Origin of the sequence: uncultured Intestinimonas sp. (genome assembly GCF_944387245.1) — a bacterium.
Classification (GTDB): Bacteria; Bacillota; Clostridia; order Oscillospirales; family Oscillospiraceae; genus Intestinimonas.
Map to the genome: position 1 here is coordinate 1 of NZ_CALXEE010000013.1, position 24,516 is coordinate 24,516.

At 62.6% G+C, this 24,516-nt stretch carries 23 protein-coding genes and 1 pseudogene; 7 read left to right on the forward strand and 17 right to left on the reverse strand.

The window, feature by feature from the left end; genetic code table 11:
- Window positions 1–442: 442 nt before the first annotated feature.
- The gene (locus Q0K15_RS03265; RefSeq protein ID WP_294512083.1) at window positions 443–691 is read left to right on the forward strand and encodes an IreB family regulatory phosphoprotein; all 249 of its coding nucleotides are present in this window, start codon (window positions 443–445) and stop codon (window positions 689–691) included.
- Window positions 692–797: 106 nt separating this feature from the next.
- Here Q0K15_RS03265 and argF read toward each other — a convergent pair whose 3' ends face one another.
- The 9 genes from argF to Q0K15_RS03310 all read right to left on the reverse strand — a co-directional run bounded on the left by argF (window position 798) and on the right by Q0K15_RS03310 (window position 11,213).
- Window positions 798–1,718: an ornithine carbamoyltransferase gene (argF, locus tag Q0K15_RS03270; RefSeq protein ID WP_294512086.1), complete on the reverse strand. Its 921-nt coding sequence runs from the start codon at window positions 1,716–1,718 to the stop codon at window positions 798–800.
- 40 nt (window positions 1,719–1,758) lie between these two features.
- Window positions 1,759–2,934 (reverse strand): aspartate aminotransferase family protein, encoded by a 1,176-nt coding sequence (locus tag Q0K15_RS03275; protein ID WP_294512090.1) that lies wholly within the window; start codon window positions 2,932–2,934, stop codon window positions 1,759–1,761.
- A gap of 9 nt (window positions 2,935–2,943) precedes the next feature.
- Complete coding sequence (argB, locus tag Q0K15_RS03280) at window positions 2,944–3,801, reverse strand: acetylglutamate kinase (protein WP_294512092.1); 858 nt, start codon at window positions 3,799–3,801, stop codon at window positions 2,944–2,946.
- A gap of 33 nt (window positions 3,802–3,834) precedes the next feature.
- The gene (argJ, locus tag Q0K15_RS03285) at window positions 3,835–5,097 is read right to left on the reverse strand and encodes a bifunctional glutamate N-acetyltransferase/amino-acid acetyltransferase ArgJ (protein WP_294512094.1); all 1,263 of its coding nucleotides are present in this window, start codon (window positions 5,095–5,097) and stop codon (window positions 3,835–3,837) included.
- Between the two features lie 19 nt (window positions 5,098–5,116).
- The gene (argC, locus tag Q0K15_RS03290; RefSeq protein ID WP_294512097.1) at window positions 5,117–6,055 is read right to left on the reverse strand and encodes an N-acetyl-gamma-glutamyl-phosphate reductase; all 939 of its coding nucleotides are present in this window, start codon (window positions 6,053–6,055) and stop codon (window positions 5,117–5,119) included.
- Window positions 6,052–7,437: an argininosuccinate lyase gene (gene argH / locus Q0K15_RS03295; RefSeq protein ID WP_294512100.1), complete on the reverse strand. Its 1,386-nt coding sequence runs from the start codon at window positions 7,435–7,437 to the stop codon at window positions 6,052–6,054. Before argH ends, argC begins: the two co-directional genes overlap by 4 nt.
- Window positions 7,438–7,770: 333 nt before the next feature.
- The gene (locus tag Q0K15_RS03300; protein ID WP_294512102.1) at window positions 7,771–8,997 is read right to left on the reverse strand and encodes an argininosuccinate synthase; all 1,227 of its coding nucleotides are present in this window, start codon (window positions 8,995–8,997) and stop codon (window positions 7,771–7,773) included.
- 188 nt (window positions 8,998–9,185) lie between these two features.
- Window positions 9,186–9,890, reverse strand: coding sequence for a DUF6320 domain-containing protein (locus tag Q0K15_RS03305; protein ID WP_294512104.1), 705 nt, complete (start codon window positions 9,888–9,890; stop codon window positions 9,186–9,188).
- A 21-nt stretch (window positions 9,891–9,911) separates the two neighbouring features.
- A complete protein-coding gene (locus Q0K15_RS03310; protein WP_294512107.1) occupies window positions 9,912–11,213 on the reverse strand; it encodes a hypothetical protein in 1,302 nt (433 codons plus the stop codon).
- A gap of 193 nt (window positions 11,214–11,406) precedes the next feature.
- Here Q0K15_RS03310 and Q0K15_RS03315 point away from each other — a divergent pair, with 193 nt between their 5' ends.
- Window positions 11,407–12,372, forward strand: coding sequence for an alpha/beta hydrolase (locus Q0K15_RS03315; RefSeq protein WP_294512109.1), 966 nt, complete (start codon window positions 11,407–11,409; stop codon window positions 12,370–12,372).
- A 392-nt stretch (window positions 12,373–12,764) separates the two neighbouring features.
- Here Q0K15_RS03315 and Q0K15_RS03320 read toward each other — a convergent pair whose 3' ends face one another.
- On the reverse strand, window positions 12,765–13,241 hold the full coding sequence (locus Q0K15_RS03320; protein WP_294512111.1) for a hypothetical protein: 477 nt from the start codon (window positions 13,239–13,241) through the stop codon (window positions 12,765–12,767).
- Between the two features lie 119 nt (window positions 13,242–13,360).
- On the reverse strand, window positions 13,361–13,531 hold the full coding sequence (locus Q0K15_RS03325; protein WP_294512114.1) for a 4Fe-4S binding protein: 171 nt from the start codon (window positions 13,529–13,531) through the stop codon (window positions 13,361–13,363).
- 236 nt (window positions 13,532–13,767) lie between these two features.
- Here Q0K15_RS03325 and Q0K15_RS03330 point away from each other — a divergent pair, with 236 nt between their 5' ends.
- From Q0K15_RS03330 to Q0K15_RS03340, 3 genes are read left to right on the forward strand one after another with little or no spacing between them, the layout of a single operon-like run.
- Window positions 13,768–13,950 (forward strand): hypothetical protein, encoded by a 183-nt coding sequence (locus Q0K15_RS03330; RefSeq protein WP_294512117.1) that lies wholly within the window; start codon window positions 13,768–13,770, stop codon window positions 13,948–13,950.
- A 2-nt stretch (window positions 13,951–13,952) separates the two neighbouring features.
- Window positions 13,953–16,433: an ATP-dependent Clp protease ATP-binding subunit gene (locus tag Q0K15_RS03335; protein WP_365933106.1), complete on the forward strand. Its 2,481-nt coding sequence runs from the start codon at window positions 13,953–13,955 to the stop codon at window positions 16,431–16,433.
- On the forward strand, window positions 16,430–16,951 hold the full coding sequence (locus tag Q0K15_RS03340; RefSeq protein WP_294512119.1) for a DUF4358 domain-containing protein: 522 nt from the start codon (window positions 16,430–16,432) through the stop codon (window positions 16,949–16,951). The genes Q0K15_RS03335 and Q0K15_RS03340 overlap by 4 nt, the downstream gene beginning before the upstream one ends.
- Window positions 16,952–16,997: 46 nt before the next feature.
- On the opposite strand, the gene tsaD is transcribed toward Q0K15_RS03340, so the two are convergent.
- The 6 genes and pseudogenes from tsaD to polA form a co-directional block, all read right to left on the reverse strand.
- Entirely contained in the window at window positions 16,998–18,008 is a 1,011-nt protein-coding gene (gene tsaD, locus Q0K15_RS03345; RefSeq protein WP_294512121.1) for a tRNA (adenosine(37)-N6)-threonylcarbamoyltransferase complex transferase subunit TsaD, read from the reverse strand.
- Entirely contained in the window at window positions 18,005–18,130 is a 126-nt protein-coding gene (locus Q0K15_RS03350) for a hypothetical protein (protein WP_294512124.1), read from the reverse strand. Before Q0K15_RS03350 ends, tsaD begins: the two co-directional genes overlap by 4 nt.
- A gap of 224 nt (window positions 18,131–18,354) precedes the next feature.
- Window positions 18,355–18,621, reverse strand: a pseudogene (locus Q0K15_RS11085) (GNAT family N-acetyltransferase); the annotation flags it as partial.
- 60 nt (window positions 18,622–18,681) lie between these two features.
- Entirely contained in the window at window positions 18,682–19,260 is a 579-nt protein-coding gene (locus Q0K15_RS03355) for a GNAT family N-acetyltransferase (RefSeq protein WP_294512127.1), read from the reverse strand.
- A complete protein-coding gene (rimI, locus tag Q0K15_RS03360) occupies window positions 19,247–19,705 on the reverse strand; it encodes a ribosomal protein S18-alanine N-acetyltransferase (RefSeq protein ID WP_283114826.1) in 459 nt (152 codons plus the stop codon). Before rimI ends, Q0K15_RS03355 begins: the two co-directional genes overlap by 14 nt.
- A gap of 30 nt (window positions 19,706–19,735) precedes the next feature.
- Window positions 19,736–22,471: a DNA polymerase I gene (gene polA, locus Q0K15_RS03365; protein WP_294512132.1), complete on the reverse strand. Its 2,736-nt coding sequence runs from the start codon at window positions 22,469–22,471 to the stop codon at window positions 19,736–19,738.
- Between the two features lie 211 nt (window positions 22,472–22,682).
- On the opposite strand from polA, the gene rsmA reads away from it, so the two are divergent.
- Together rsmA and Q0K15_RS03375 are read left to right on the forward strand one after the other, a co-directional pair.
- A complete protein-coding gene (gene rsmA, locus Q0K15_RS03370) occupies window positions 22,683–23,537 on the forward strand; it encodes a 16S rRNA (adenine(1518)-N(6)/adenine(1519)-N(6))-dimethyltransferase RsmA (protein ID WP_294512135.1) in 855 nt (284 codons plus the stop codon).
- A 62-nt stretch (window positions 23,538–23,599) separates the two neighbouring features.
- Window positions 23,600–24,340, forward strand: coding sequence for an N-acetylmuramoyl-L-alanine amidase (locus tag Q0K15_RS03375; RefSeq protein ID WP_294512138.1), 741 nt, complete (start codon window positions 23,600–23,602; stop codon window positions 24,338–24,340).
- The last annotated feature ends 176 nt before the right edge of the window (window positions 24,341–24,516 follow it).

Below are 24,516 nucleotides of genomic sequence, written 5' to 3' on the forward strand. Positions count from 1 at the left end.
GACGTAAAGAGCATCCTGGAGACTCTGGAGAAGGAGCTGGGCGCTATCCTGCGCTAAAGCCCTCGGCCTCCTCTTGGGGCCCCGTGCAGCGGGGCGCACGTCTGTGCGTACAAGCATCCCGGCTCTAGCCGGGATCTTGGCGCAAGGCGGAATTCATTTCCGCCGCGCAGGTTTGATCGCCCTCGGGCCCCCGCAAATGCTCTGCATTTGCGGGAATGGCCGACGCCGACGTAAAGAGTATCCTGGAGACTTTGGAGAAAGACTGCGGCGCTGTCCTGCGCTGACGGCTGGCGGCGAACCCTTAAATCTTCATAAAAATTCGTCCCCACCCCTTTACACCCGGAGCCATTTCGAGTACAATAAGAGCATCCGTGATGAGCAAGATATACTATATTTTGTGTGCTCATCCCCATTATCACACCAAACGGGAGGTGTTTCCGACATGGAGATCGATTTCACACGCAAATTCAGCCTCAATGAGGACCGGGACGAGGAGATCAAGGCCATTCTGACCGCCGTCTACAACGCCCTCCAGGAGAAGGGGTACAACCCCATCAACCAGATCGTCGGTTACATCCTGTCCGAGGACCCCACCTATATCACCAACTACAACAATGCCCGCTCCCTGATCCGCAAGCTGGACCGGGACGAGCTGCTCCAGGAGCTGGTGAAGAAATATCTGGCCAGTTGAAAACCGATAAAAACAGTGCCTGCATGGTCTCACGCAGGCACTGTTTTTATTCCACAAAAAAAGGACGCCCCGTTCCGGCATACCGGAACGGGGCGTCCTTTCTGTATCAGTTGTCGCCCATCAGCAGGCTGAGCACGGCCTTCTGGGCGTGGAGGCGGTTCTCGGCCTCTTCGAAGATCTCGTCGGCGTGGGCCTCAAAGACCTCGGCGGTGATCTCCTCCCCCCTGTGGGCGGGCAGGCAATGCTGTACCATGGCGCCAGGGTGAGCCAGGGCCATGAGATCGGCGTTGACCTGATAAATCCCCTCAAAGGCCAGTCGGCGCTTCTGAGCCTCCTCCTCCTGGCCCATGGAGGCCCACACGTCGGTGATGACCACATCGGCCCCAGCCACGGCCTCCTTGGGGTCCCGGCATAGGGTGAACTTGGCATCGGTGACGGTCTTGGCGAAGTCCAGCACCTTCGGATCAGGATCATAGCCCTCGGGGCAGGCCATGGACACATCCATGCCGCACTTCAGACCGCCCACGATGAGGGAGTTGGCCATGTTGTTGCCGTCACCGATAAAGCACAGCTTCAGGCCCTCCAATCGGGTCATCTTCTCCCGGACGGTCATCAGGTCGGCCAACACCTGGCAGGGGTGAGCGAAGTCGGTGAGGCCGTTGATGACGGGGATGGTGGCGTACTTGGCCAGCTCCTCCACCTCAGCCTGGGCATAGGTGCGGATCATGATACCGTCACAGTAGCGGCTGAGCACCCGGGCGGTATCGGCGATGGGCTCGCCCCGACCGATCTGGCTCTCCTTTCCGGAGAGGAAGAGGGCGTGACCCCCCATCTGGTAGGTCCCCACCTCAAAGGACACACGGGTCCGGGTGGAGTTTTTCTCAAAAATCATGGCCAGGGTCTTGCCTTTCAGGCAGTCGTGGGGCAGGCCGTGCTTCTGGTTGTACTTCATCTGGTCGGCCACGTCCAGGATCTTGGTAATGTCCTCCCGGGTCAGATCCAGCAGCTTGAGCAGGTCTTTCTTCATCTTCGATCACCTCATCCTAACTTCTCTCGTCTTTTCTGTCTTACGAAAGGGTCTGCTTCATGATGGCCAGGCCCTTGTCCATCTCGTCCTTGGTGATGGTCAGCGGCGGCAGCAGCCGCAGGGCGGGGCCCGCCGTCAGCACCAGCAGGCCGTTGTCCATGAGCTTGGTGGCCACGTCCCGGTTGGTCTGGCCGGGCTTGACTTCTATGCCGATCATCAGCCCCATGCCGCGGGTCTTGCCCAGGCAGGGCAGGTCCATGGCCTCAATGGCACTGCGGAGATACTTGCCCTTGTCGGCGATCTCCCCCATCATATCCTCGCTGAGGATGTCCAGGGTAGCCAGGGCGGCGGCGGCGCAGACGGGGTTGCCGCCGAAGGTGGTGGCGTGGGTACCGGGACCCAGCACGTTCCGGCACTTCTCCCCCACCAGGAAGCCTCCGAAGGGCAGGCCGCCGGCGATGCCCTTGGCGAAGGAGACGGCGTCGGGCAGGATACCGTACTGCTGGTAGCAGAACAGGGTGCCGGTGCGGCCGATGCCGGTCTGGACCTCATCCACCAGCAGCAGCCAGTCCCGCTCGGCGCAGAGGACGGCCAGGTCGTGGATAAAGGACTGCTCCAGGGGCCACACGCCGCTCTCCCCCTGGATGAGCTCCAGCATGACGGCGCAGACGTCGTGGCCGGAAACCTGGGCAATGCCGTCCATGGTGGGCTCGGCGGAGCGGAAGCCGTCGGTGAAGGGGAAGAAATAGTTGTGGAACACGTCCTGGCCGGTGGCGGACAGGGTGGTCACCGTTCGGCCGTGGAAGGAGTTGGTCAGGGTGAGAATAGTGCCCCTTCCCTTCCCGTACTTGTCAAAGGAATATTTGCGGGCCAGCTTGATGAGGCCCTCGTTGGACTCGGCGCCGGAGTTGGCAAAAAAGGCCGCCGACATCCCCGCCCGGCGGCACAGCCGCTCGGCCAGAGCCCCGCAGGGCTGGGTGTAGAACAGGTTTGACATGTGGCCCAGCTTGGCCGCCTGGACGGCCACGGCGTCCACCCACTTGGGGTTGGCCACGCCCACGGAATTGACGCCAATGCCGGAGGTGAAGTCAATGTACTCCTTCCCCTCGGCGCTCCAGAGGGTGGCGTTCTTGCCGTGGTCGATATCTACCGGGAAGCGGTTGTAGGTATGCATCACATACTGGTCATCCCGGGCTTTGATGGTCTGAAAATCCATGGTGTCACCTCATAGAAGCATGGTGCCGATGCCCTCATTGGACAGCAGCTCGATGAGAATGGAGTGGGGGATGCGGCCGTCCAGGATGACGGCGTTCTTCACGCCGGAGCGCACCGCCTCCACGCAGCAGTCCACCTTAGGGATCATGCCCCCCTGGATGACCCCGTCCTTGATGAGGCCGGGCACCTTGGAGAGCTCCACCACGGGCAGGAGGGTGGACTCGTCCTTGGGGTCCCGCAGGAGCCCCCGGACGTCGGTGAGGAGGATGAGCTTCTCCGCCCCCAGGGCCACCGCCAGCTTGGCGGCAGCAGTGTCGGCGTTGATGTTGTAGGCCGTCTCCCCGTCCACCCCCTGGGCCACGGTGGATACCACGGGGATATAGCCGTCGGCGAGGGCGTCGTTGACGATGGCGGGGGCCACCTGGACCATCTCCCCCACCAGACCATACTTCTCATCCAGCTTTTTGGCCTGGAAGAGACCGGCATCCATACCGCACAGGCCCAGGGCCCGTCCGCCCACAGCATTGAGGGTGGCCACCAGGTCCTTGTTTACCTTGCCGCACAGCACCTGCTGGACCACCTCCATGGTCTCGGCGTCGGTGTAGCGCAGGCCGTCCACGAATTTGGACTCCTTGCCGATCTTCTTGAGCATGGCGGAGATCTCGGGGCCGCCGCCGTGGACCACCACCACCTGGATACCCACCAGGTGGAGAAGGATGATGTCGCTGATGACGGCCTGGCGGAGCTCCTCTGAGATCATGGCGTTGCCGCCGTATTTGACCACGATGGTCTTGCCGTAGTATTTCTGAATATAGGGCAGGGCTTCGGCCAGGACCTGGGCCCGCTGCGCCACCGGGAAATCGGACATTTTACAAAACCTCCATGGGAAGTAGCGGACCCATCAGGTCCGGTAGTCCCCGTTGATCTTCACATAGTCGTAGGTGAGATCGCAGCCCCAGCAGGTGGCCTGGTGCTCACCCTCATTGAGGTCCACGTCGATGACCACCTCGTCCTGGCTGAGGATGCTCTTGGCGGCCTCCTCGTCGAAATCCACTCCGGCCCCCTGTTTACACACCAGGATCTCCCCCACAGCCGAGGAGAACTTCACATCCACATACTCGGGGCGGAAGGGGGCCTTGGAGTAGCCCATGGCGCAGAGGACCCGGCCCCAGTTGGCGTCCGAGCCGAACATGGCGGCCTTCACCAGGGAAGATCCTACCACCGCCTTGGCCAGACGCTCGGCGGCCTCCTCGCTGCGGGCCTTGCCCACAGTGCAGGTGATAAGCTTGCTGGCACCCTCGCCGTCGGCGGCAATGGAGCGGGCCATCTGCTCAAAGACGCTGTAAAGGGTCTTGAAGAAAACAGTATAGCCGTCGTCCTTCCACTCGATGAGGGGGTTCTCCGCCATGCCGTTGGCCAGCACCACGCACATATCGTTGGTGGAGGTATCTCCATCGATGGTCACCCGGTTGAAGGTACGGGGGACGATCTCATGGAGGGCATCGGTAAGCATCTCGTGGGTAATCGCGCAGTCGGTGGTGACAAAGCACAGCATGGTGCCCATGTTGGGGTGGATCATGCCGGAGCCCTTGGCAATGGTGCCGATGGTCACCGTCTTGCCCCCGATGGAGCAGGTCACTGCCAGCTCCTTTTTCACCGTGTCAGTGGTCATGATGGCGTTGGCCGCAGCGTCGGAGCCGTCCTTGGAGAGGGCGGCGGCGCAGGCGGGCAGGCCGGCCTGGATGGCGGCGATGTTGAGCTCCTGGCCGATGACGCCGGTGGAGGCCACCACGAAGTCACTGGCCTTCAGGCCGGTGGCCTGGGCGGCCAGCTCGCACATCTCCTCGGCGTGCTCATGGCTGTTTGGGGCGCAGGCGTTGGCGTTGCCGGAGTTGGCCACGATGGCCTGGGCTTCGCCGTTTTCCAGGTGGTCCATGGTGACGTACAGAGGCGCCGCCTTCACCCGGTTCATGGTGTAGACCGCCGCGGCGGTGCAGGGCTGCTCCGAGACGATGAGGGCCAGGTCCTTCTTGCCCTCCAGTACCTCGGGCTTTTTGCTCATGGGGGGCTGGTTGCCGTCCCCCTTCCCTTTCTTCACGCCGCAGTGGACACCAGAGGCGGTAAATCCCTTGGGGGCGGCCACGCCGCCGGAGATCTGTTTCATATCACACAACTCCTTATCATCACAGGGCCAACCCAGTGGTTTCGGGAAAGCCCAGCATCAGGTTCATGTTCTGGACCGCCGCGCCGGAAGCGCCCTTACCCAGGTTATCAAAGATGGCGGTCACAATGATCTGCTCCTCATGGCCGGAGACCACCAGCTGCAGGCTGTCCTTCCCCGCCATGGCGTTGGCCGCCAGGAAGGTGCTCTCCTTCTGATAGGGCAGCACCTGTACCAGGGCCTCCCCCTCGTAGTACCTGGCCAGCATCTCGCTGACGTCCTCCGCCGTGGGGTGGCCGGACAGCAGGTCCACGGGCAGCATCAGGGTGGTGGCCATGCCCTTGTAGTAGTCGTCCACCACCGGGCAGAAGATGGGCGGATGTTCCAGGCCGGCATAGACCTTCATCTCAGGCAGGTGCTTGTGGCAGAGGTTGGTGCCGTAAATTCTAGGACTGTAAAGGGCTTCCGCCTTCTCCCCATTCTCATAGTCGGCAATCATTTTCTTGCCGCCGCCGGAGTAGCCGGTGAGGGAGAAGCAGGTGACATGAGCTTCCTTGGGCAGGACCCCCATGGCGGTCAGCGGAGCCGCAGAGGCCAGAAAGCCGGTGGCGTGGCAGCCGGGGTTGGCCACCCGTTTGGCGAACTTCACCCGCTGGCGCTGTCCGGCCAGCAGTTCCGGAAAGCCGTAGGTCCAGCCCTCCGCCGTCCGGTGGGCAGTAGAGGCATCGATGACCTTGGTCTTTTCGTTTTCAATGAGGCCCACCGCCTCCACGGCGGCAGCGTCGGGCAGGCACAGGAAGCAGAGATCGGCGGCGTTGAGGAGCTTCTTACGTTCTGTCAAGTCTTTCCGCTTGTCAGGGTCAATGAGAAGGAGCTCGATGTCCTCCCGTCCCCCCAGCCGCTCGTAGATCTGGAGACCTGTGGTCCCCTCCTGGCCGTCGATATAAACCTTGGGTTTCATTTCTTCTCACGCGCCTCCACGAACTGCTGGATATGCTCGATCTGGGTTTTGACAGAGTCAGGAGCGGGGCCGCCGTAAACCTTCCGGCCACCCACACAGGTCTTGAGCTCCAGGGCCTGGTATACATCGGGGCCGAAGGCGCCGGACACCGACTGGAAGTCCTTCAGGGGCAGGGTGTCCAGGGTCTCTCCGGTCTTGATGCACATGTGGACCAGTCGGCCCACGATCATATAGGCGTCCCGGAACGGGAGCCCCTTCTTCACCAGGTAGTCGGCACAGTCTGTGGCGTTGATGAAGCCGCCGGCAGCGGCCTTCTGCATGTTCTTACTCTTGACGGTGAGGGTGTCCACCATGGCGGCAAAGACGGGCAGACACTGTTCCACGGTATCAATGGCGTCAAAGACGGGCTCCTTGTCCTCCTGCATGTCCTTGTTGTAGGCAAGGGGCAGGCCCTTCATGATGGTGAGGAGGGTGATGAGGGAGCCGTACACCCGGCCCGTCTTGCCCCGAACCAGCTCGGCCACGTCGGGGTTCTTCTTCTGAGGCATGATGGAGGAGCCGGTGGAGTAGGCGTCGTCCAGTTCCACGAACTTGAACTCCCAGGAGCACCAGAGGATGATCTCCTCGGAGAACCGGGACAGATGCATCATGAGGATGGACAGGGCCGAGGTGAACTCGATGGCGAAGTCACGGTCAGAGACGGAATCCAGGGAGTTGTCGGTGGGCTTGGCAAAGCCCAGGGCGGCGGCAGTCTGGAACCGGTCCACGGGATAGGTGGAGGTAGCCAGGGCGCCGGCCCCCAAGGGGCACTCGTCCATTCGCTCCAGGCAGTCCTCCAGCCGGGTCACGTCCCGTTTGAGCATGTTGGCGTAGGCCATCATGTAGTGGGCAAAGGTGGTGGGCTGGGCCCGCTGGAGGTGAGTGTAGCCCGGCATGACGGTATCCAGGTTGGCCTGGGCCTTCTTGACCAAAACCTTTTCCAGGTCCAGCACCATGCCGATGATGATGGGGATCTCCTTCTTTACATAGAGGCGGAAGTCCACCGCCACCTGGTCGTTCCGGCTGCGGGCGGTGTGGAGGCGCTTGCCCGTGTCCCCGATGCGGGAGGTGAGCTCGCTTTCGATGTTCATGTGGATATCTTCGTTCTCCTCGGAGAACTCCACCTTGTCGGCCTCGATGTCGGCCAGAATGGCCTTCAGGCCCTCGATGATCTTCTCCGCCTCGTGCTCCTCAATAATGCCCTGCTTGCCCAGCATGGCGGCGTGGGCGATGGAACCGGCGATGTCCTCCTTGTAGAGCCGCGCGTCAAAGCTGATGGAGGAGTTGAAGTCGTTGACCGCGGTGTCGGTCTCCTTCTGGAAGCGTCCAGCCCAAAGTTTCATATCCTTCGCTCCTTATGTATGGGGATAGGGACGCCGTGCCGGTCCGCTGGCCGGCGCGGCGTCCCTCTTTGTCCGTTTCTGATTTCAGCTTGCCACTGTTTACTTCAGCTTGCCCTGCTCCCGCAGCGCCTGGACGGTATCGGGCAGGCCCCACAGATTGATAAAACCGGTGGCGTCGCTCCCCAGCGCCACAGCCGCCGGGGGCCCCTTGGATCTCATTTGCGCGGGCGAAGTGAATTCGCCCTTGCGCCAAGGTTTTCGCTGCGCGAAAACGCTTGCACGGCGCACCTGCGCCGTCCCGGCCTTGCCGGGGGACCAGTACGACGCCACTGTTTATTTCAGCTTGCCCTGCTCCCGCAGCGCCTGGACGGTATCGGGCAGGCCCCACAGATTGATAAAGCCGGTGGCGTCGTCCTGGTTGTAGTCGCTCTCCTCGAAGGTGACCAGATCCTCAGAGTAGAGGGTCTCGGGAGAGGTGACGCCGGCATTGATGATGTTGCCCTTGTAGAGCTTGAGCTTCACGGTGCCGGTGACATGCTCCTGGGTCTTGTCGGCAAAGGCGCTCAGAGCCTCCCGCAGGGGGGTGAACCACTTGCCGTTATAAACCAGATCTGCGAAGTCCACCGCCAGCTTGGCCTTCATGTGGGCGATATCCTTGTCGATGGTGATCATCTCCAGCACCTCGTGGGCGTGGTAGAGGATGGTGCCGCCGGGGGTCTCGTACACGCCCCGGTCCTTCATGCCCACCAGCCGGTTCTCCACGATGTCCAGCAGACCGATGCCGTTCTCGCCGCCCAGCTTGTTGAGCTTGCGGACGATGTCGCTGGCCTTCATTTTCTCCCCGTCGATGGCCACGGGCACACCCTTGACAAACTCCAGGGTGACATAGGTGGGCTTGTCCGGGGCGGCGATGGGGCTCACGCCCATCTCCAAAAAGCCCTCCTTCTCATAAAGAGGCTCGTTGGAGGGGTCCTCCAGGTCCAGGCCCTCGTGGGAGAGGTGCCACAGGTTCTTGTCCTTGGAGTAGTTGGTCTCCCGGCTGATCTTCAGGGGGATATTGTGGGCCTCGGCGTAGTCAATCTCCTCTTCCCGGCCCTTGATATCCCACTCACGCCAGGGAGCGATGATCTTCATCTCGGGAGCAAAACGCTTGATGGCCAACTCGAACCGGACCTGGTCGTTACCCTTGCCAGTGCAGCCGTGGCAGATGGCGTCGGCCCCCTCCTTCTTGGCGATCTCCACCAGCCGCTTGGCGATGATGGGCCGGGCAAAGGCGGTGCCCAGCAGGTACTGCTCGTACTTGGCCCCCATCTTCATGGAGGGGATGATGACCTCATCCACCATCTCGTCGGTGAGATCCTCCACATAGAGCTTGGAGGCTCCGGTCTTGAGGGCCTTCTCCTCCAGGCCGTCCAGTTCGGTGCCCTGGCCCACGTCGCCGGAGACGGCGATGACCTCGCAGTTGTTGTAGTTCTCCTTCAGCCAGGGGATGATGATGGATGTATCCAAGCCGCCGGAATAGGCGAGTACGACTTTCTTGATGTCCTTGTGATCTGTCATGGTGAACGCCTCCATGTCTTTCGATGTTGGACACAGTGTACCACTTCCTCAGAGAAAATGCAAGAGGCAATTCGCATAAATATGCGAATTACCTCCCTGTTTTCTCGTGCGTTCTCACATCAATATGCATAATATGCGTTATATAATGCATATCCACATTGTTTATACGCTTCCTTCGCCCATTTGAGCTACATGTGGAACCGCCGGCGCACCTCGTCCCGAAGAGCCGGACGGCGGCGGACGATGACCAGAGGGATAATGAGCGCCACACACACGGCAGCCACCACCAGAGACCAACCGGGCACATAATCCTGATGGAGCCAGTGGTCCACGTAGAGTTCAACGCTCATGACAAAGAGGCCGATGGCACCGATGATGAGGGTAACACTGGTAAGGATAGACCGCCCCCTGCTGAGAATCAGCCCCAATGCCACCATAATGGCCCCACCAGTGAGAATAATAGGCAGGGCCAGCCCCAGATACCACCGTAGGCCGTGAAGGTCGATGGAGATGAGGTAGACGTACACCCCCACGGCGCAGGCGTCCAGGCCCAACCGGACCCACAGGGGCATCCCCCGGAAGAGGAGGGGCGGCACCAGCCAGATCCACAGCATCACTGCCGCGCCGATGACGTAGAGGGACCAGGGGCGGCTGGAGTGGAGGAAAAAGAGGTTCAGCACCCCGCAGACCACCGCCACCGAGCCCAGCATGGCTGAGAGCAGCAGAGCCAGCTCCAGCTTGTTCACCGGCTGCACCTCCTCCCGCCGGCTGGGGAAAGGAGGGGGCAGCTCGGTGTCCACCGGCTGCCGGGGGTTGACCACCGGGGTCTGGCACAGCGGGCAGGCGCTGGCGGTGGGGTCCAGCTCTACCCCGCAGTTGACGCAGTATGACATTTGTATCTCCTCCCTGTGCCTTCAGCGAGCCGGCGGTTCCGGTCCCTGGCGGTTGGATATGACTTTGACATGGATGCCCTCCCGGACCAGGTGACGGAAGAAGTCCCGCTCCACATCGGACTCCTTCACCGTACCGGCAAAGGTGATCTCCATGGTGTTTCCATAACTGATGGAGGCGCAGTTGCTCCGAGGCGTGTAGGACTGGCCCAGAATGACCTCCATACGCTGGATGTGAGGCTCCATCTCCGGTGGGACCTTGAAGGCTCCGGGGTTGGTATAGGTTGTGGAATAGGGACGGCAGCCCACCAGCTTGTAGCTGATGGCCATGGTGAGGTTCTTCACCGGTGCCGGCACCAGTTGGAGCAGCTTGTTTTTCTGGAGCATCACGTTCCGGGTGATGACCGCCTGCATCTCCTGGCGGCTGATGTGCAGGCGCATGTGGTGGTGGACCTGGGAGACGATCTCCGGAAAAGTGTAGTCCCCCAGCTCCGGGTCGATGACCGGCCGCACCGTCAGGATAAAGTTGCGCAGGGTGCGGGAGGGAAAGTGGGGCCGCAGGTTGATGGGCACCGCCAGGGCCACCGGCAGCTCCCGGCGGCGGCCCTCCCGGCGCTGCTTGGCCAGGATGGATTCGATGAGAACCGCGGAGAGGTACTCCGTCACCGAGGCGCCGTAGCCCTTGGCCACCTCCCGGAGCTTGTCCAGGGGCACCAGACCCATGGTGACGTTGAGGGTGTAGAAGGGCTCCGGTGTGCCGTTGTTCTGATAGGCCTTGCTCTCCCCCATGCCCCGGCGCACCCGGGACTTGGCATAGCGGAAATAGGAGTCCTCCTGCTCCTCCCGGGAGGGCGGCTCGTCCACGTCCAGGACACCGCCGGTATTGGGGATCTGGTGGCCCAGCTCCCGCAGGTAGACCGCCAGCAGGGTGCGGAACAATGTAAGGGCGCCCGCCCCGTCGGCCAGGGCGTGGAAGACTTCCAGGGAGATGCGGTGGCCGTAGTAGAAAAAGCGGATGAGCCAGCCGTCATCCTCCCGGAAGCGCACCGGCTGGCAGGGATTGCTCATGTCCTCCTTCACAAAGGGACCGGGGGCATCGTTGGGTTCAAAGTAGTACCAGAAAAAACCACGCTTGATGTGAACCCGGAAACCGGGGAACCGGGGCATGGTCCGGTCGATGGCCCGCTGAAGGGCGGCGGGGTCCACCAGCTCCGTCATCACCGCCGAGAACCGGTAGATGGCAGAGTAGTTCTCCTTCTGGATGGCGGAGTACATCATGGCGGCGTTATCCAGGCGGTACCACTCCGTCTTCTTCTTTTTCGGCACAGCCAAACAGCCCCCCCTTCCTCTATGCGCCCGGGAACCAGAAGCCCCGAACGATGGTCAGCAGGTATCATTATACTATAAACCCCACGCCCTTGCAATCCGGGGGAATATCCTGTAAGATGAGAAAAGAATCCTTTTTCACCGCATCTCATATGGCGGAAGCTTCGTCTCCGCCGCACAGTCAGGAGTTTTTATGGAACAGAAAGAAAAAAAGCGCAAACGCCTGTCTCCCCTCTCCCCCGAGGCACGCCAGACCGCAGAGCAAAGGCGCACCAATGCCGTCATGGGCGCCCTCAAGGCCATCCACTCCGCCACCTCCCCTGATTCCATGGACCCGGGCGACCTGGACCGCCAGCGCAAGGGCCAGGAGCTGCTGGGGCGCCTGGTGGCCCCCATGCTGGGCATGAGCTGGGAACCCTTTGACCTCCGGGGTATGCCCGCCGCCTGGGTGCGGCCGGAGCGGGGCCACGACAGGCGCCATGTCATTCTATACTGCCATGGCGGCGGATATACCAGCGGGAACCTGGGCTATGCCCGCATCCTGGCCGCCAAGCTGGCCGGCGTCACCGGCTACGAGGTGCTGGCCTTTGAGTACCGCCTGGCCCCCGAGCACACCTACCCCGCCCCCCTGGAGGACGCCATGAAGGCCTGGGACTATCTGATGCACCTGGGCTACGGCGCCCGGGACGTTGTGGTGGCCGGCGACTCGGCCGGCGGCAACCTGGCCCTTGTCCTGGCCATGCTCCTCCGGGATGCCGGACGTCTCCTCCCCCGGCGGCTGGTCCTCCTCTCCCCCTGGACCGACATGACGGCCAGCGGAAAGTCCTACCAAGAGCACCGGGACGACGACCCCATGCTCACCATGGACTATATCCAGGCGGTCCGGGGGGTGTACGCCCCCGGCCAGGACCTGTCCGCCCCCCTACTCTCCCCCCTCTTCGGGGATCTGCGGCGGCTCCCACCTGTTCTCATCCAGGCCGGCACCAATGAGATCCTGCTCTCCGACTCGGTGCGGCTCCGGGACCGGCTGGTCCAGGCCGGCACCCCCTGCCGCCTGGAGGTCTGGCCCGACATGTGGCACGTCTTCCAGATGTTCCCCATGAAAAAAGCTTCTCAGGCTATGAATCACATCGGCCAGTTCCTGCTGGAGCTGGACTGATACAAAAACGGGAGGCCGCGCGATGCGCGGCCTCCCGTTTGAGCCTGCCGATAAAGTCGGCAGGCTCTCTCAAAAATGCAAGCATTTTTTCGAAGAGATGCAGGCCACTGCGTCGCACTTCGTCGGGGCAAAGTCCACACCGCTCATCCTGGCCTGACGGCCAGGCATCGCTCCGCTTCCTTGCCCCTCCTCTCCCAAACAAACCCGCTTCGCTGGGCTTTGTTTGGGGCCCCGACTCGCACGTTTGCGGCCTGAGAAGTGTTTTTTCCGAGGCACATGTCCCCGGAAAAAACAGATTTTTATTTGGTTCCGTCGTCTGCGGACGACGGAACTCTGCGAGGCTCTTGTACGAAATCCGCCACATCTGCCCTTTTTCGGCGGTCTCGTCTGCTTTATCCCTCCGCCGGGGCGATGCTCCCCAGCTCCAGCACAGGGGTGTCCCCCAGAAAGCCCGGCCGGCCCTTAGCCTCCTCCACCGTGCGGCAGAAATAGGCATACAGCTGGGAGGTCCGGTACTCCTCATAGGGGTAGCCCTCCAGAGCATATCCATAGTCCAGGGTGATCCAACCCCGGCGCTCCAGATCCAGCAGCAGTGCCCCCATCTCCTTCACCTGCTCCATGGTGTCCTCAGGACTAAGCAGGTAGACCGGCGAGAGAGCCACGGCGGAGAAGTCGTCCTCCACCGTGCTCTCCATCAGGAACCGGGCCAGAGGCAGGTAGCGGTGATGCTCCAGCTCGTGGAGAAAGGCGGCCTGGGCCGGAGTGAGCTCCCCTTGCCGGTGGGCGTGCTCACCGTGGTGCTCATGATGGTGCTCATGGCTGTGGTCGTGTCCGCAGCCGCAGCCGCAGTGCTCGTGGTGGTGTTCCATGTTGTTGCTCCTTTTTCTTATTTGCTCCAGCATACCCAAGGCCGGCAGTCCTGTCAAGAGAAAAAACAGGGCGGCGCACCAAGTACGCCGCCCTGTTTTTTCGTTAAGTACGCTGTGTGTTAGCCCTGGGAGATAGCGCCGGTGGGGCAGGCATCAGCGCAGGAACCGCAATCGATGCAGGTATTGGCGTCGATGACGTACTGGCTGTCGCCCTGAGAAATAGCACCCATGGGGCAGGTATCGGCACAAGAGCCGCAGCTCACACAAGCATCACTGATGACATAGGCCATTGGTAACACCTCCAATTTGAATGTAAGCCTATTCTACCACAGTTTTGAAAAAATGCAACGTTTATTTCTGCAAATTTCCCCCCTCATTTTTTTGCCCCCACGGGTAGAAGCCCTCAGAGTGGTTAAACTAGGGATGTAATCCAGGTGTGACCAGCCGGAAGGTGGTTTATCCCGCCGGAGATCTGGATATAGTTAGAAGCGTGAGAAAAAACGATGCTTTCCCGGGAGGTGAGCATATGCGGGAATATCAGGATCGTTTTCGTGTGGAACTGGCCGGCGCCCTGACCCCTGAGCTGGCTGGCGCCGCTCACAGCCGCGCCCACGGACACCGGACCGACCGTCCGGCCCAGACCAAACGGAACCGAGGTGAGAGATCATCCGAGAAGAGCGATTCACACAGCGAGCCCAGGCAGCCCTGAAGCTGGCACAGAAGGCCGCAGTGCGGCTGGGCCACAGCTATGTGGGAACGGAGCACCTACTTCTGGGACTCAGTCAGGAGGGACAGGGCATCGCCGCCCAGATCCTTCGGGCCTCCGGCCTCACCCCTCAGCGTTTAGAGGAGGGGGTGAAGCTGGTCTCCGGCGCGGGCAGCGCCGTGAGCCTCCCCCTCCATGGCCTGACGCCCAACTGCCGGCAGGCGGTGGAGCTGGCGGCGGCGGAGTGTCTGCGGACCGGCTTCCGGAGGGTGGACACCGAACACCTACTTCTGGGGCTCCTCCGCCTGCGCACCTGCGCCGCCACCCGGGTCCTGGCCGCCACCGGCCAGCTGGGTGGCCTTTACACAGACACCATGAAAGCTCTGGGCGAGACGCCCGCCGGTCCCCCCCATTGGAGTGAGCCGGCCCGGCCACGCCCGGAGCGCGAACACACGGAACGGGGCGAGAAAAAGCTGTTAGAACAATTTGCAAAAGATCTGACCCGGCTGGCCGCCGCCGGCAGCCTGGACCCTGTCATCGGCCGGGATCGGGAAATCCGCCGGGTCATCCAGATCCTCTCCCGGCGGCAGAAGAACAACCCCGCCCTCATCGGCGAGCCCGGCGTGGGTAAGACGGCCATAGCGGAGGGTCTGGCCCGACGCATTGTCTCCGGCCAGGTCCCCGACTGCCTGCGGGGCAAGCGGCTCCTGGCCCTGGACCTCTCCGCCACCGTGGCCGGGACCAAGTACCGGGGCGAGTTTGAGGAGCGGGTCAAAAATATCTTGGCCGAGGTCCGTCGGGCGGGGGACATCATTCTCTTTCTGGATGAGCTCCACACCATTGTGGGGGCGGGCAGTGCCGAGGGCGCCATCGATGCAGCCAACATCATCAAGCCGGCCCTGAGCCGGGGCGATCTTCAGGTGGTGGGGGCCACTACCCTGGCGGAATACCGGAAATATATCGAAAAGGACGCCGCACTGGAGCGACGATTCCAGTCCGTATTGGTGGAGGAGCCCAGCCAGGCGGATGCCCTGGCCATCCTCAGGGGCCTGCGCAGCCGCTACGAAAGCCACCACAAGCTGACCATCTCCGACCAGGCTCTGGAGGCGGCGGTGACCCTCTCCTGCCGCTACCTCCCCGACCGCTTCCTCCCGGACAAGGCGGTAGACCTCATCGACGAGGCCGCCGCCCGGGTCCGGATCGGCGCCCTGGAGACGCCTCCCGCCCTGCGTGGGCTGGAGGAAAAGGCCTGTCAGGCCGCCGCCGCCCGGGAGACCGCTATCCGGGGGCAGAACTATGAGCGGGCCGCCATGCTCCGAGACGCAGAGCGGGACTTTCGGCGGGAGTTGGCAGTGCAGTGCTGTGCCTGGCACCAGGGTCAGAGAAAACAGAGCGTGGAGGCCGAGGACGTGGCCGCCGTAGTGGCCGACTGCACCGGCATCCCGGTGAGTACCCTGACTCAGGCCGAGTCTGACCGCCTCCTGGCCCTGGAGGGGGAGCTCCACCGCCGGGTGGTGGGGCAGGACGCCGCCGTCAAAGCTGTGGCCCGGGCCATCCGCCGGAGTCGTGCGGGCCTGAAGGAGCCCAGTCGTCCCATCGGTTCCTTTCTCTTCCTGGGTCCCACCGGTGTGGGCAAGACCGAGCTGTGCAAGGCCCTGGCCGCCGCCATGTTCGGCACCGAAGACGCCCTCCTTCGTTTTGACATGTCAGAATATATGGAAAAGCACACTGTCTCCCGGCTCCTGGGCTCTCCGCCGGGTTATGTGGGCTACGACGAGGGAGGGCAGCTCACGGAAAAGGTGCGGCGCAAGCCCTATTCCGTGGTCCTCTTTGACGAGCTGGAGAAGGCCCACCCCGATGTATGGGGCATCCTGCTCCAGATCCTGGAGGACGGCATGGTCACCGACGCCCAGGGCCGGAAAGTGGACTTTCGAAACACTGTGGTGGTCATGACCTCCAACGCCGGCGCCCGGCGGCTCACTGCCAAAGGAGGTCATCTGGGCTTCACTGCTCGTCAGGGCGATACCCGGCCTCCGGAGGAGCTGCGTCAGGCTGTCCTCTCTGAGCTCAAGCAGATCTTCCGCCCTGAATTCCTCAATCGGGTGGACGAAATCATTGTATTTCAGCAGCTCACCCGACCCGAGTTGCGGCGGATCGCCCGTCGGCTGCTGGATCAGCTTGGGCGGCGGCTGGGGGAGCACCAGGTGGCCCTCAAGGTCAGCGACAAAGCCCTGGACCAGCTCACCGATGCAGGCTTTGATCCGGAATACGGCGCCCGCCCCCTCCGTCGGGCCATCCGCACCCAGGTGGAGGACCCCATCGCCGAGCTGCTCCTGGGAGGCAGGCTGTCCGCTGGAGAGACTGCCATGGTCCTGGCCGAAGAAAATAAATTCAATATTTTTTCTGCGCCGGGGGAACAAAATCCGGCGGCCTGCGTCCAAGGAGACTGTAAACAAAACAAAACCAAAGGAGAATCATCCCCATGAAACGTATGCTGTCTCTGTCCCTGTCCGCCCTGCTGCTGCTTTCCGCCCTGGTGGGCTGCGGAGGAAGCAAGGACAATTCCGGTACCACCAACAAGACCCCCGAGGAGTATACCGAGGCCTACAAGACCTCCATCGAGTCCGCCCGGGACGCCGAGCTCAACGAGGCCATCCCCGTGATCACCTCCACTGAGGACAACATGGCCGCCATGGTGCTCCCCCTCATCGGCGTCACCGACGAAAACACCGACGCCTTTGCCGTGGCCATCTCTCCCATGAACGTGAAGGCCTACGGCGTGGCCGCCATTCTCCCCGCCGAGGGCAAGAGCGAGGAGGTCCTGGATGGCGTTAACGCCTTCGTGGACCAGCAGAAGCAGAACTTCCAGCAGTACCTCATCGACCAGTACGACATCGCCAACGCCGCCAAGGTGGAGACCCTGGACGACGGCACCATCCTCCTGGTCATGTGTGAGGACCAGGATACCGTTCTGGACGCCATCAAGACCTCTCTCAACGGCTGAGACAAATAAAAAATGGTCCCTTCCCGGTTCGGGAAGGGACCATTTTTTAGCCCTTTTCGATGTCTAAATTGGCGTAGGCGTTCAGGTCCAGGCCGCCCCGGGTACCGGCCAGGTACTCGTAATAGGCCTGGCAGCCGATCATGGCGCCGTTGTCTCCACACAGGGAGAGGGGGGGCAGGTAGAGCTCCATACCCGCCTGGGCACAGGCTCGCTCCAGATCCCCCCGGATGCGGGAGTTAGCCGCTACACCGCCGGCCACCGCCACCTTCCGGTAGCGGCAGAGCCTGGCCGCCTCCATGACTCTGGGGACCAGCATGTCACTGACCGCCCCGGCGAAGGAGGCCGCCAGAGAGGGCAGGTCCAGCTCCTCTCCCTTCTGCTGGGCGTTGTGGATGAGGTTGATGGCCGCCGTCTTCAGCCCCGAGAAGGACATGTCCATAGGGGCGTCGTGGACGTGGACCGAGGGAAAGGTGTACTTTTTGTCGTCACCCCCCCGGCTCAGCCGGTCCATGGGGGCGCCGCCGGGGTAACCGATGCCCAGCACCCGGGCCACCTTGTCGAAGCACTCCCCCGCCGCGTCGTCCCGGGTGGCGCCCAGCACCCGCATCTTGGTGTAGTCCTTCACATCCACGATGAGGGTGGTGCCGCCGGAGACACACAGGCAGACAAAGGGGGGCTCCAGGTCCAGGTGGGCGATGTAGTTGGCCGAGATGTGTCCCCGGACGTGGTGGACGGGGATAAGGGGCACCCCCAGGCCGTAGGCCACCGACTTGGCAAAGTTGACCCCCACCAGCACCGCACCGATGAGGCCAGGGCCGTAGGTGACGGCCACAGCATCGATGTCCCGCCGCTGGAGGCCGGCCTTCTGGAGGGCGGCGTCGGCCAGACCGGCGATGGCCTCCACGTGCTTCCGGGAGGCGATCTCCGGCACCACACCGCCGTAGATGGCGTGCATATCCGCCTGGGAGGCGATGACGTCGGACAGGACCTGACGGCCGTCCCGGACCACCGCGGCGGCGGTCTCGTCACAGGAGGATTCAAAGGCTAGAATGTTCATGTCTCTATCCCCTCCTCATTTTCCTCCAGCCACTGCTCCGCCGGGTGAATCTCCTCCCCTGGCGACAACGGCAGCTGGATATACCGCCCCATATGCTCCGTGGAAAAATAGTCTGCGTACACGCTCCGGTGGATCTCCTGTACCCGCTGGTCGTCCATCTCCGGCCCACGGTACAGGCAATGAAATCGCACACCGAACAGGGCGCACATGTAGTTGAGGACCCGGAATCCGTTCCGGACATAGAAACCGATGCGCCGCCGGCGCAGATCATCCTCCGCCGGATCTCCTGTATCCGGCGCCTCAGCCTCTCCGAACAGCTCATTGTAGCGCTCCCCAGCTGGGCCAGGATTCGGCTGCCTGCGCCTCCGTTGCGCTTTCCGCGCAGGACGCCCAGATACTCCAGAAGCGCGCTGCCCGGTCGGCCCGAGCGCCAGAGCATGGCATAGCCAATGGGTTCTCCGTCCTCAAGGGCCAGCAATGCCTCGTATCGCCCCATCTCCAGCAGCCGGAGTATGGCCGCTAGAGGCCGCCGCTCGCTATCAGAGAATACCTGCTCCAGTTCCTGGTGATACAGGTCCTCCAGGCCGTTTCTGTCCAAAACCTTCAGTTCCATATCGATCTACCTCGTATTTCGCACCATCAGCCTCCTACCCGGAAGGGCAGCCTGGCCGTCTCAGGCCTTTTCGGGGATGTGGATGAACTTGTCGTAGAGCCAGGGGCTGAGCTCGTAGTGATAGAGGCGCTGGTGGGCCTCCATGGCCTCCTCCTCGCTCTTGTCGCCGTAGAGGAACATGGCGTAGCGCACACCATAGATCTCCGCCACATAGCTCAGGTCTTTGAAACCCACCCGGCGGTAGAAGCCCAGCCGCCGGCGGCGCAGGGCGTTCTCCTCCTCGGACAGCTTGTCATCTTCGGCCTCGGCCTCCACCAGGACGCCCTCCACGTGGCTGTAGTGGTCCATAAGGTAGGCCACCATCACGGTACCAATGCCCTCACCCCGGGGCTTACCCTGGCAGACGCCCAGGTAGTCCAGCAGTTCAAAGCCCCCCTCAGGGTCCTTCCACATCATGGCATAGGCCATAAGCTCCTCCCCCCGGTAGAGGCCCCAGGGCTCATACCGCCCTGCGGAGAGCAGCTTCTCCATGGCGGCCAGGGGCTTGCGCTCCGCAGGGGGAAAATCGGGGGTCAGATGGTCGCGGTAGACCAGGTGCAGGGCGTCCAGATCCAACTTCTTCAACTCATACTGTTCCAATTCTATCAAACTCCACCGTCATTAAAATTGCGTCCTCATGGACTTCTGCATAGTAATTCTTTCTCCGCCCCACCTGCCGGAAGCCCAGCTTTTCGTAGAGGGCGATGGCCGGGGCGTTGCTCTCCCGGACCTCCAGAGTGATGAAGGCCAGATTGGCCCGGCCGAACCGCAGAAAGGCCCCTAAAAGCTCCTCGGCCACCCCCTGGCGGCGGTACTTGGGGTCCACGGCGATCTTCTCCAGACAGCCCTCGTCCAGGATCACCGACAGCTCGGCATAGCCCAGCACTGTTCCATCCTCCCCCTGGGCCGCGATCAGGGAGACGGCATCGTTATACAGCGCGTCGGTAAAGGTCTGCTCCGACCACGGCCGTTCAAAGCAGGCACGTTCAATGGACAGCACACCCTCCAGATGGGAGCGGTCCATGGGAACCAGATCATAATGCACGGGTACTCTCTCTCCTTCTCTCTTTTCCTCTTATTCCTTGGCCTCCGCCCAGCTCCGCCCGGCGGCGGAGTCGGCGCGCATGGGTACCGGCAGGTCCATGACCCCCTCCATCTCCTGTGTGAGGAGGGCCTTGACCCGCTCCACCTCATCGTCAGGACACTCCACGATGAGCTCGTCGTGGACCTGGAGGACCAGCCGAGCCTCCAGCCCCTCCGTCTTCAGCCGGTCCCGTACGTGAATCATGGCCAGCTTGATGAGGTCGGCGGCAGTGCCCTGAATGGGCATGTTGAGGGCCACCCGCTCCCCAAAGGAGCGCAGGTTGAAGTTGGAGGACTTCAGCTCCGGCAGCCACCGCCGCCGGCCCAGGATGGTGGAGACATAGCCGTTCTCCTTGGCCTGCTCCACCACCTCCTTCATATAGTCCCGGACCCCATGGTAGGTCTCAAAGTACTTGTCCATATACTCCCTGGCCTCTGCACGGGTAACCCCAATGTCCTGGGACAGGGAGAAGTCGGAGATACCGTAGACGATGCCGAAGTTCACCGCCTTGGCCCGCCGACGCATCTCGTGGGTCACCGACTCGGGCGGTACCCCAAAGACCTGGGAAGCCGTCACGGTGTGGATGTCCTCCCCGCTCCGGAAGGCGGCCTGCATGGCCTCGTCCCCGGAGATGCAGGCCAGCAGCCGCAGCTCGATCTGAGAGTAGTCGGCGTCCACCAGCTGCCACCCCTTGGGGGAGACGAACATCTTTCGCAGCTCCGCCCCCAGCTCAGTGCGCACCGGGATATTTTGCAGATTGGGCTCAGTAGAGCTCAGGCGTCCGGTGGCGGTGACAGTGTTCTGGAAAGAGGTGTGAATGCGCCCGTCGGCGGCGATGACCTTGGTGAGGCCGTCCACATAAGTGCTCTTCAGCTTGGCCAGCTGCCGGTAGTCCAGCACCGCCTCCACGATGGGGTGCTTGCCCCGCAGTTTCTCCAGCACCTCGGCGCTGGTGGACCAGCCGCTCTTGGTCTTCTTCACCGGGGGGAGTCCCAGCTTCTCAAAGAGTATCTTGCCGAACTGCTGGGTGGAGTTGATGTTGAATTCCTCCCCCGCCAGGTCGTAGATGACGGCCTCGTCGGCTTTGATGCGCTCCTCCAGCATGGCACCGAAGGCGGTGAGGGCCTGCCGGTCCACCAGCACTCCGGCGTGCTCCATCTCTGAGAGCACCGGGCACAGGGGGAGCTCCACTTCATAAAAGAGCCTGTCCATGCCCAGCTCGGTAAGCCGGGGGGCCATGGCCTCCTTCAGGGCACCGATGAGGGCGCAGTGGGACAGGAGGGCGCCCATGGGGCCGCTCACCTCCGCTGCGGCGACCTCCCTATCCTCCGCCCCCTCATAGGGGTCCTTCCCCAGGTCCAGAGCGGTCTGAAAATCGGCCAGAGGGGAGAAAGCATCCTTTGCCAGGTAGGTCTCCTTGGCCTTGGCCGTCTCGTGGTTGAAATAAGTCACCGACAGCTTTTCCAGGTCGTAGCTACCGTCGGTGGGGGCCAGAAGGTAGGCGGCGATGGCGGTATCAAAGACGAAGCCGCCCCCTTCGATGCCCTCAGCCAGCAGTCGGGAGAGGAGGGTCTTTACGTCGTGGGTGTTCTTCTTGATATTGGGAGCGAAAAGGGCCTTCAGGGTGTCGTTGTACCCCTCCAGCTTGGAGGCCATCAGCACGGCGGCGTGGGCCTCCTCCTTGCTCTCCCACCAGTCCACCGCCACCACGTCCAGCCCAGGGAGGGCCAGCACGTCCACACTGTCCTGTCCCCGCCAGATGGTCAGCAGCTCCTCCGCCCGGGCGGGGTCAGTGACCACCTCACTGGTACAGGTACCCGTCACCATCTCCTCGGCCTGGACCGCCTCCCCCTGGGGGGCTTTCAGACCCATCTTGTCGATGAGCTTGTTGAACTCCAGCTTCAGGAAGAGGTCATAGAGCGCCCGCCCGTCAGGTTCCCTCCTCAGGGCGTCGTCGGGAGCGAACTCCAGGGGGGCATCGGTGCGGATGGTGGCCAGGTCGTAGGACATCTTGGCCTGGTCCGCCCCCTCCTTCAGCTTTTTGAGCACCGCCGGCTTGGCCTCCACAGCGTCCAGGTCTGCGTAAATGGCCTCTACACTGCCGTAGCGCTGGATGAGGTCCATGGCCGTCTTTTCCCCGATGCCCTTGACGCCGGGAATGTTGTCGCTGGCGTCTCCCATGAGGGCCTTGAGGTCGATGATGTGGATGGGGTCGAAGCCGTAGGCCTCCCGGAAGGTCTCGGGGGTCATGTCCTTCTCGGTGGTCTGGCCCATACGGGTGGTGACCAGCTTTACCCGGGCAGTGTCGGTGATGAGCTGGAGGGAGTCCTTGTCGCCGGTGACGATGACGGTCTCCCAGCCCGCTGCCGTATCCTTTACAGAAATGGTGCCCATGAGGTCGTCGGCCTCCCAGCCGTCCATCTCATAGCGGGGAATGTTCATGGCGGCGAGCACGTCCTTCAGAATGGGCAGCTGGGCGGCCAACTCGTCGGGCATCCCCTTCCGCTGGGCCTTGTAGCCCTCGTAGGCCAGGTGGCGGAAGGTTGGGGCCTTGCGGTCGAAGCAGACGCACAGGGCATCAGGCAACTCCTCCCCCACCAGCTTCTGGAGGATGGTGAGGAAACCGTAGACGGCATTGGTGGGGGTGCCGTCCCGGGTGGTGAGCATCCGGATGCCGTAAAAGGCCCGGTTGATGATGGAGTTGCCGTCGATGACCATGAGCTTCATGGAAGTTCCCTCCGCGCCGCGCAAAAGTTCAGATACACAGATACAGTATAGTATAACAGCTTTCCCGCCTCAGGGCAAGAAAAAGCCATTCCCGTCCACAGAGGCAAAAATGTACTGTTATCACAAAACTCCCCCTATGCAGCCCGGCCGGCAGGGGGTATAATGGTCACGGCTGATTTTCGCCCAATCATTGACACATAGGAGTGCTGTTATGGATCTCTGCGATCTCAATACCATCAAGGCCCTGCTGGGCCGCCACGGCTTTTACTTTTCCAAATCCATGGGCCAGAATTTCCTCATCCAGGACTGGGTCCCAAGGGGACTGGTGGAGGGCGCTGGCGTGGGACCGGAAAACGGTGTGCTGGAGATCGGCCCCGGCATCGGCCCCCTCACCTCGCAGCTGGCCGCCGCGGCCCAGAGGGTGGTGGCGGTGGAGCTGGACCGCTCCCTCCTGCCGGTGCTGGACGAGACCCTGCGGGACTTTTCCAACGTGGAGATCCTCCCCGCCGACATTCTGAAGCTGGACATCCCCGCCCTGGTGGATGAGAAGTTCCCCGGCATGGTGCCCATGGCCTGCGCCAATCTGCCCTACAACATCACCACCCCCGTCCTCACCGCCCTCATTGAGGCCGACCGATTCGCCTGCATCGCGGTGATGATCCAACGGGAGGTGGCCCTGCGCATCTGCGCCGCCCCGGGTACGGCGGACTACGGCGCCTTCTCGGTGTACTGTCAGTACCACACCGTTCCCGAGCTCCTCTTCGACGTGGGGCCCGAGTGCTTCGTCCCCGCCCCCAAGGTGACCTCTTCGGTGATCCGCATGGTCCCCCGGTCCGCTCCCCCAGAGGGTGTGGAGGACGAGAAGCGGTTCTTCCGGGTGGTGAAGGCCGCCTTCGGCCAGCGCCGCAAGACCCTCCTCAACGCCCTCTCCGCCGGCCTGGGCGGCGTGGACAAGGAGGCCATCAAGGCCGCCATCGCCGCCGCCGGCCTGCCCGAGAACATCCGGGGCGAACGGCTGGGCATCCCGGAGTTTGCCGCCCTCACCCGTGCCCTGGGGGATTTCTAACGCTCTTTTCGTGTCCACGGCCCTCCTTCCCGCATAGCATGAAGGGAAAGGAGGGCCTCTCCATGCCCATCATCTACCTCTCTCCCTCCACCCAGGAGAACAACCTCTATGTGAGCGGCGGCTCCGAAGAGTACTGGATGAACCGTCTGGCCGACGCCATGGTGCCCTACCTGGACGCCTCCGGCATCCGCTACGTGCGGAACACCCCCGACATGACCGCCTCCAGCTCCATCACCGCCTCCAACCGGGGCAATTACGACCTCCATCTGGCCCTCCACTCCAACGCCGCCCCGGAGGGGCGCTACGGAGAGGTGCGGGGCGTGCTGGTCTTTTACTACCCCGGCAGCGCTAAGGGTCGCCGGGCCGCCGAGATTATGGCGGAGAATTTGAAGCGGATCTACCCCATCCCCTCCCTGGTCCGGGCCGAGGCCACCACCACCATCGGTGAGGTCCGCAGGGTCCGGGCCCCCTCCGTCTTTCTGGAGCTGGGCTACCACGACAACCCGGACGACGCCGCCTGGGTGAAGAGCCAGCTGGAGCTCATCGCCCAAACCCTGGTGGGCTCCCTGTGCCAATACTTCGGCATCCCCTTCCTCACTCCGGTGCCGGAGCGCCGGGGAGTGGTGGACGTGTCCTGGGGCTCCCTCAACATCCGCGCCCGGCCCGACCGCTCCGCCCCCATCCTGGCTCGGGCCTATGACGGCGCCCGTCTCACCATTATTAACCAGTGGCAGGGGTGGTATCTGGTCCGCTTCGGGGATGTGACCGGTTACGCCAGCGGGGACTATATCACCCTGGTTTGAGGCCCTCTGTGACGTTCATAGAAAGTTCACAGAGCGTTCTAAATCTGTCCATCACTTCTGTGTGGGGTGTGGTATCCTAATACTCGCAAGGACCCAAACCATTCCAACCTCCTCCCTCTCTCTCTTTGCAACACCGCTGTGCTCCCCGGAGAGGCAGCCGCTTCTCCGGGGAGACA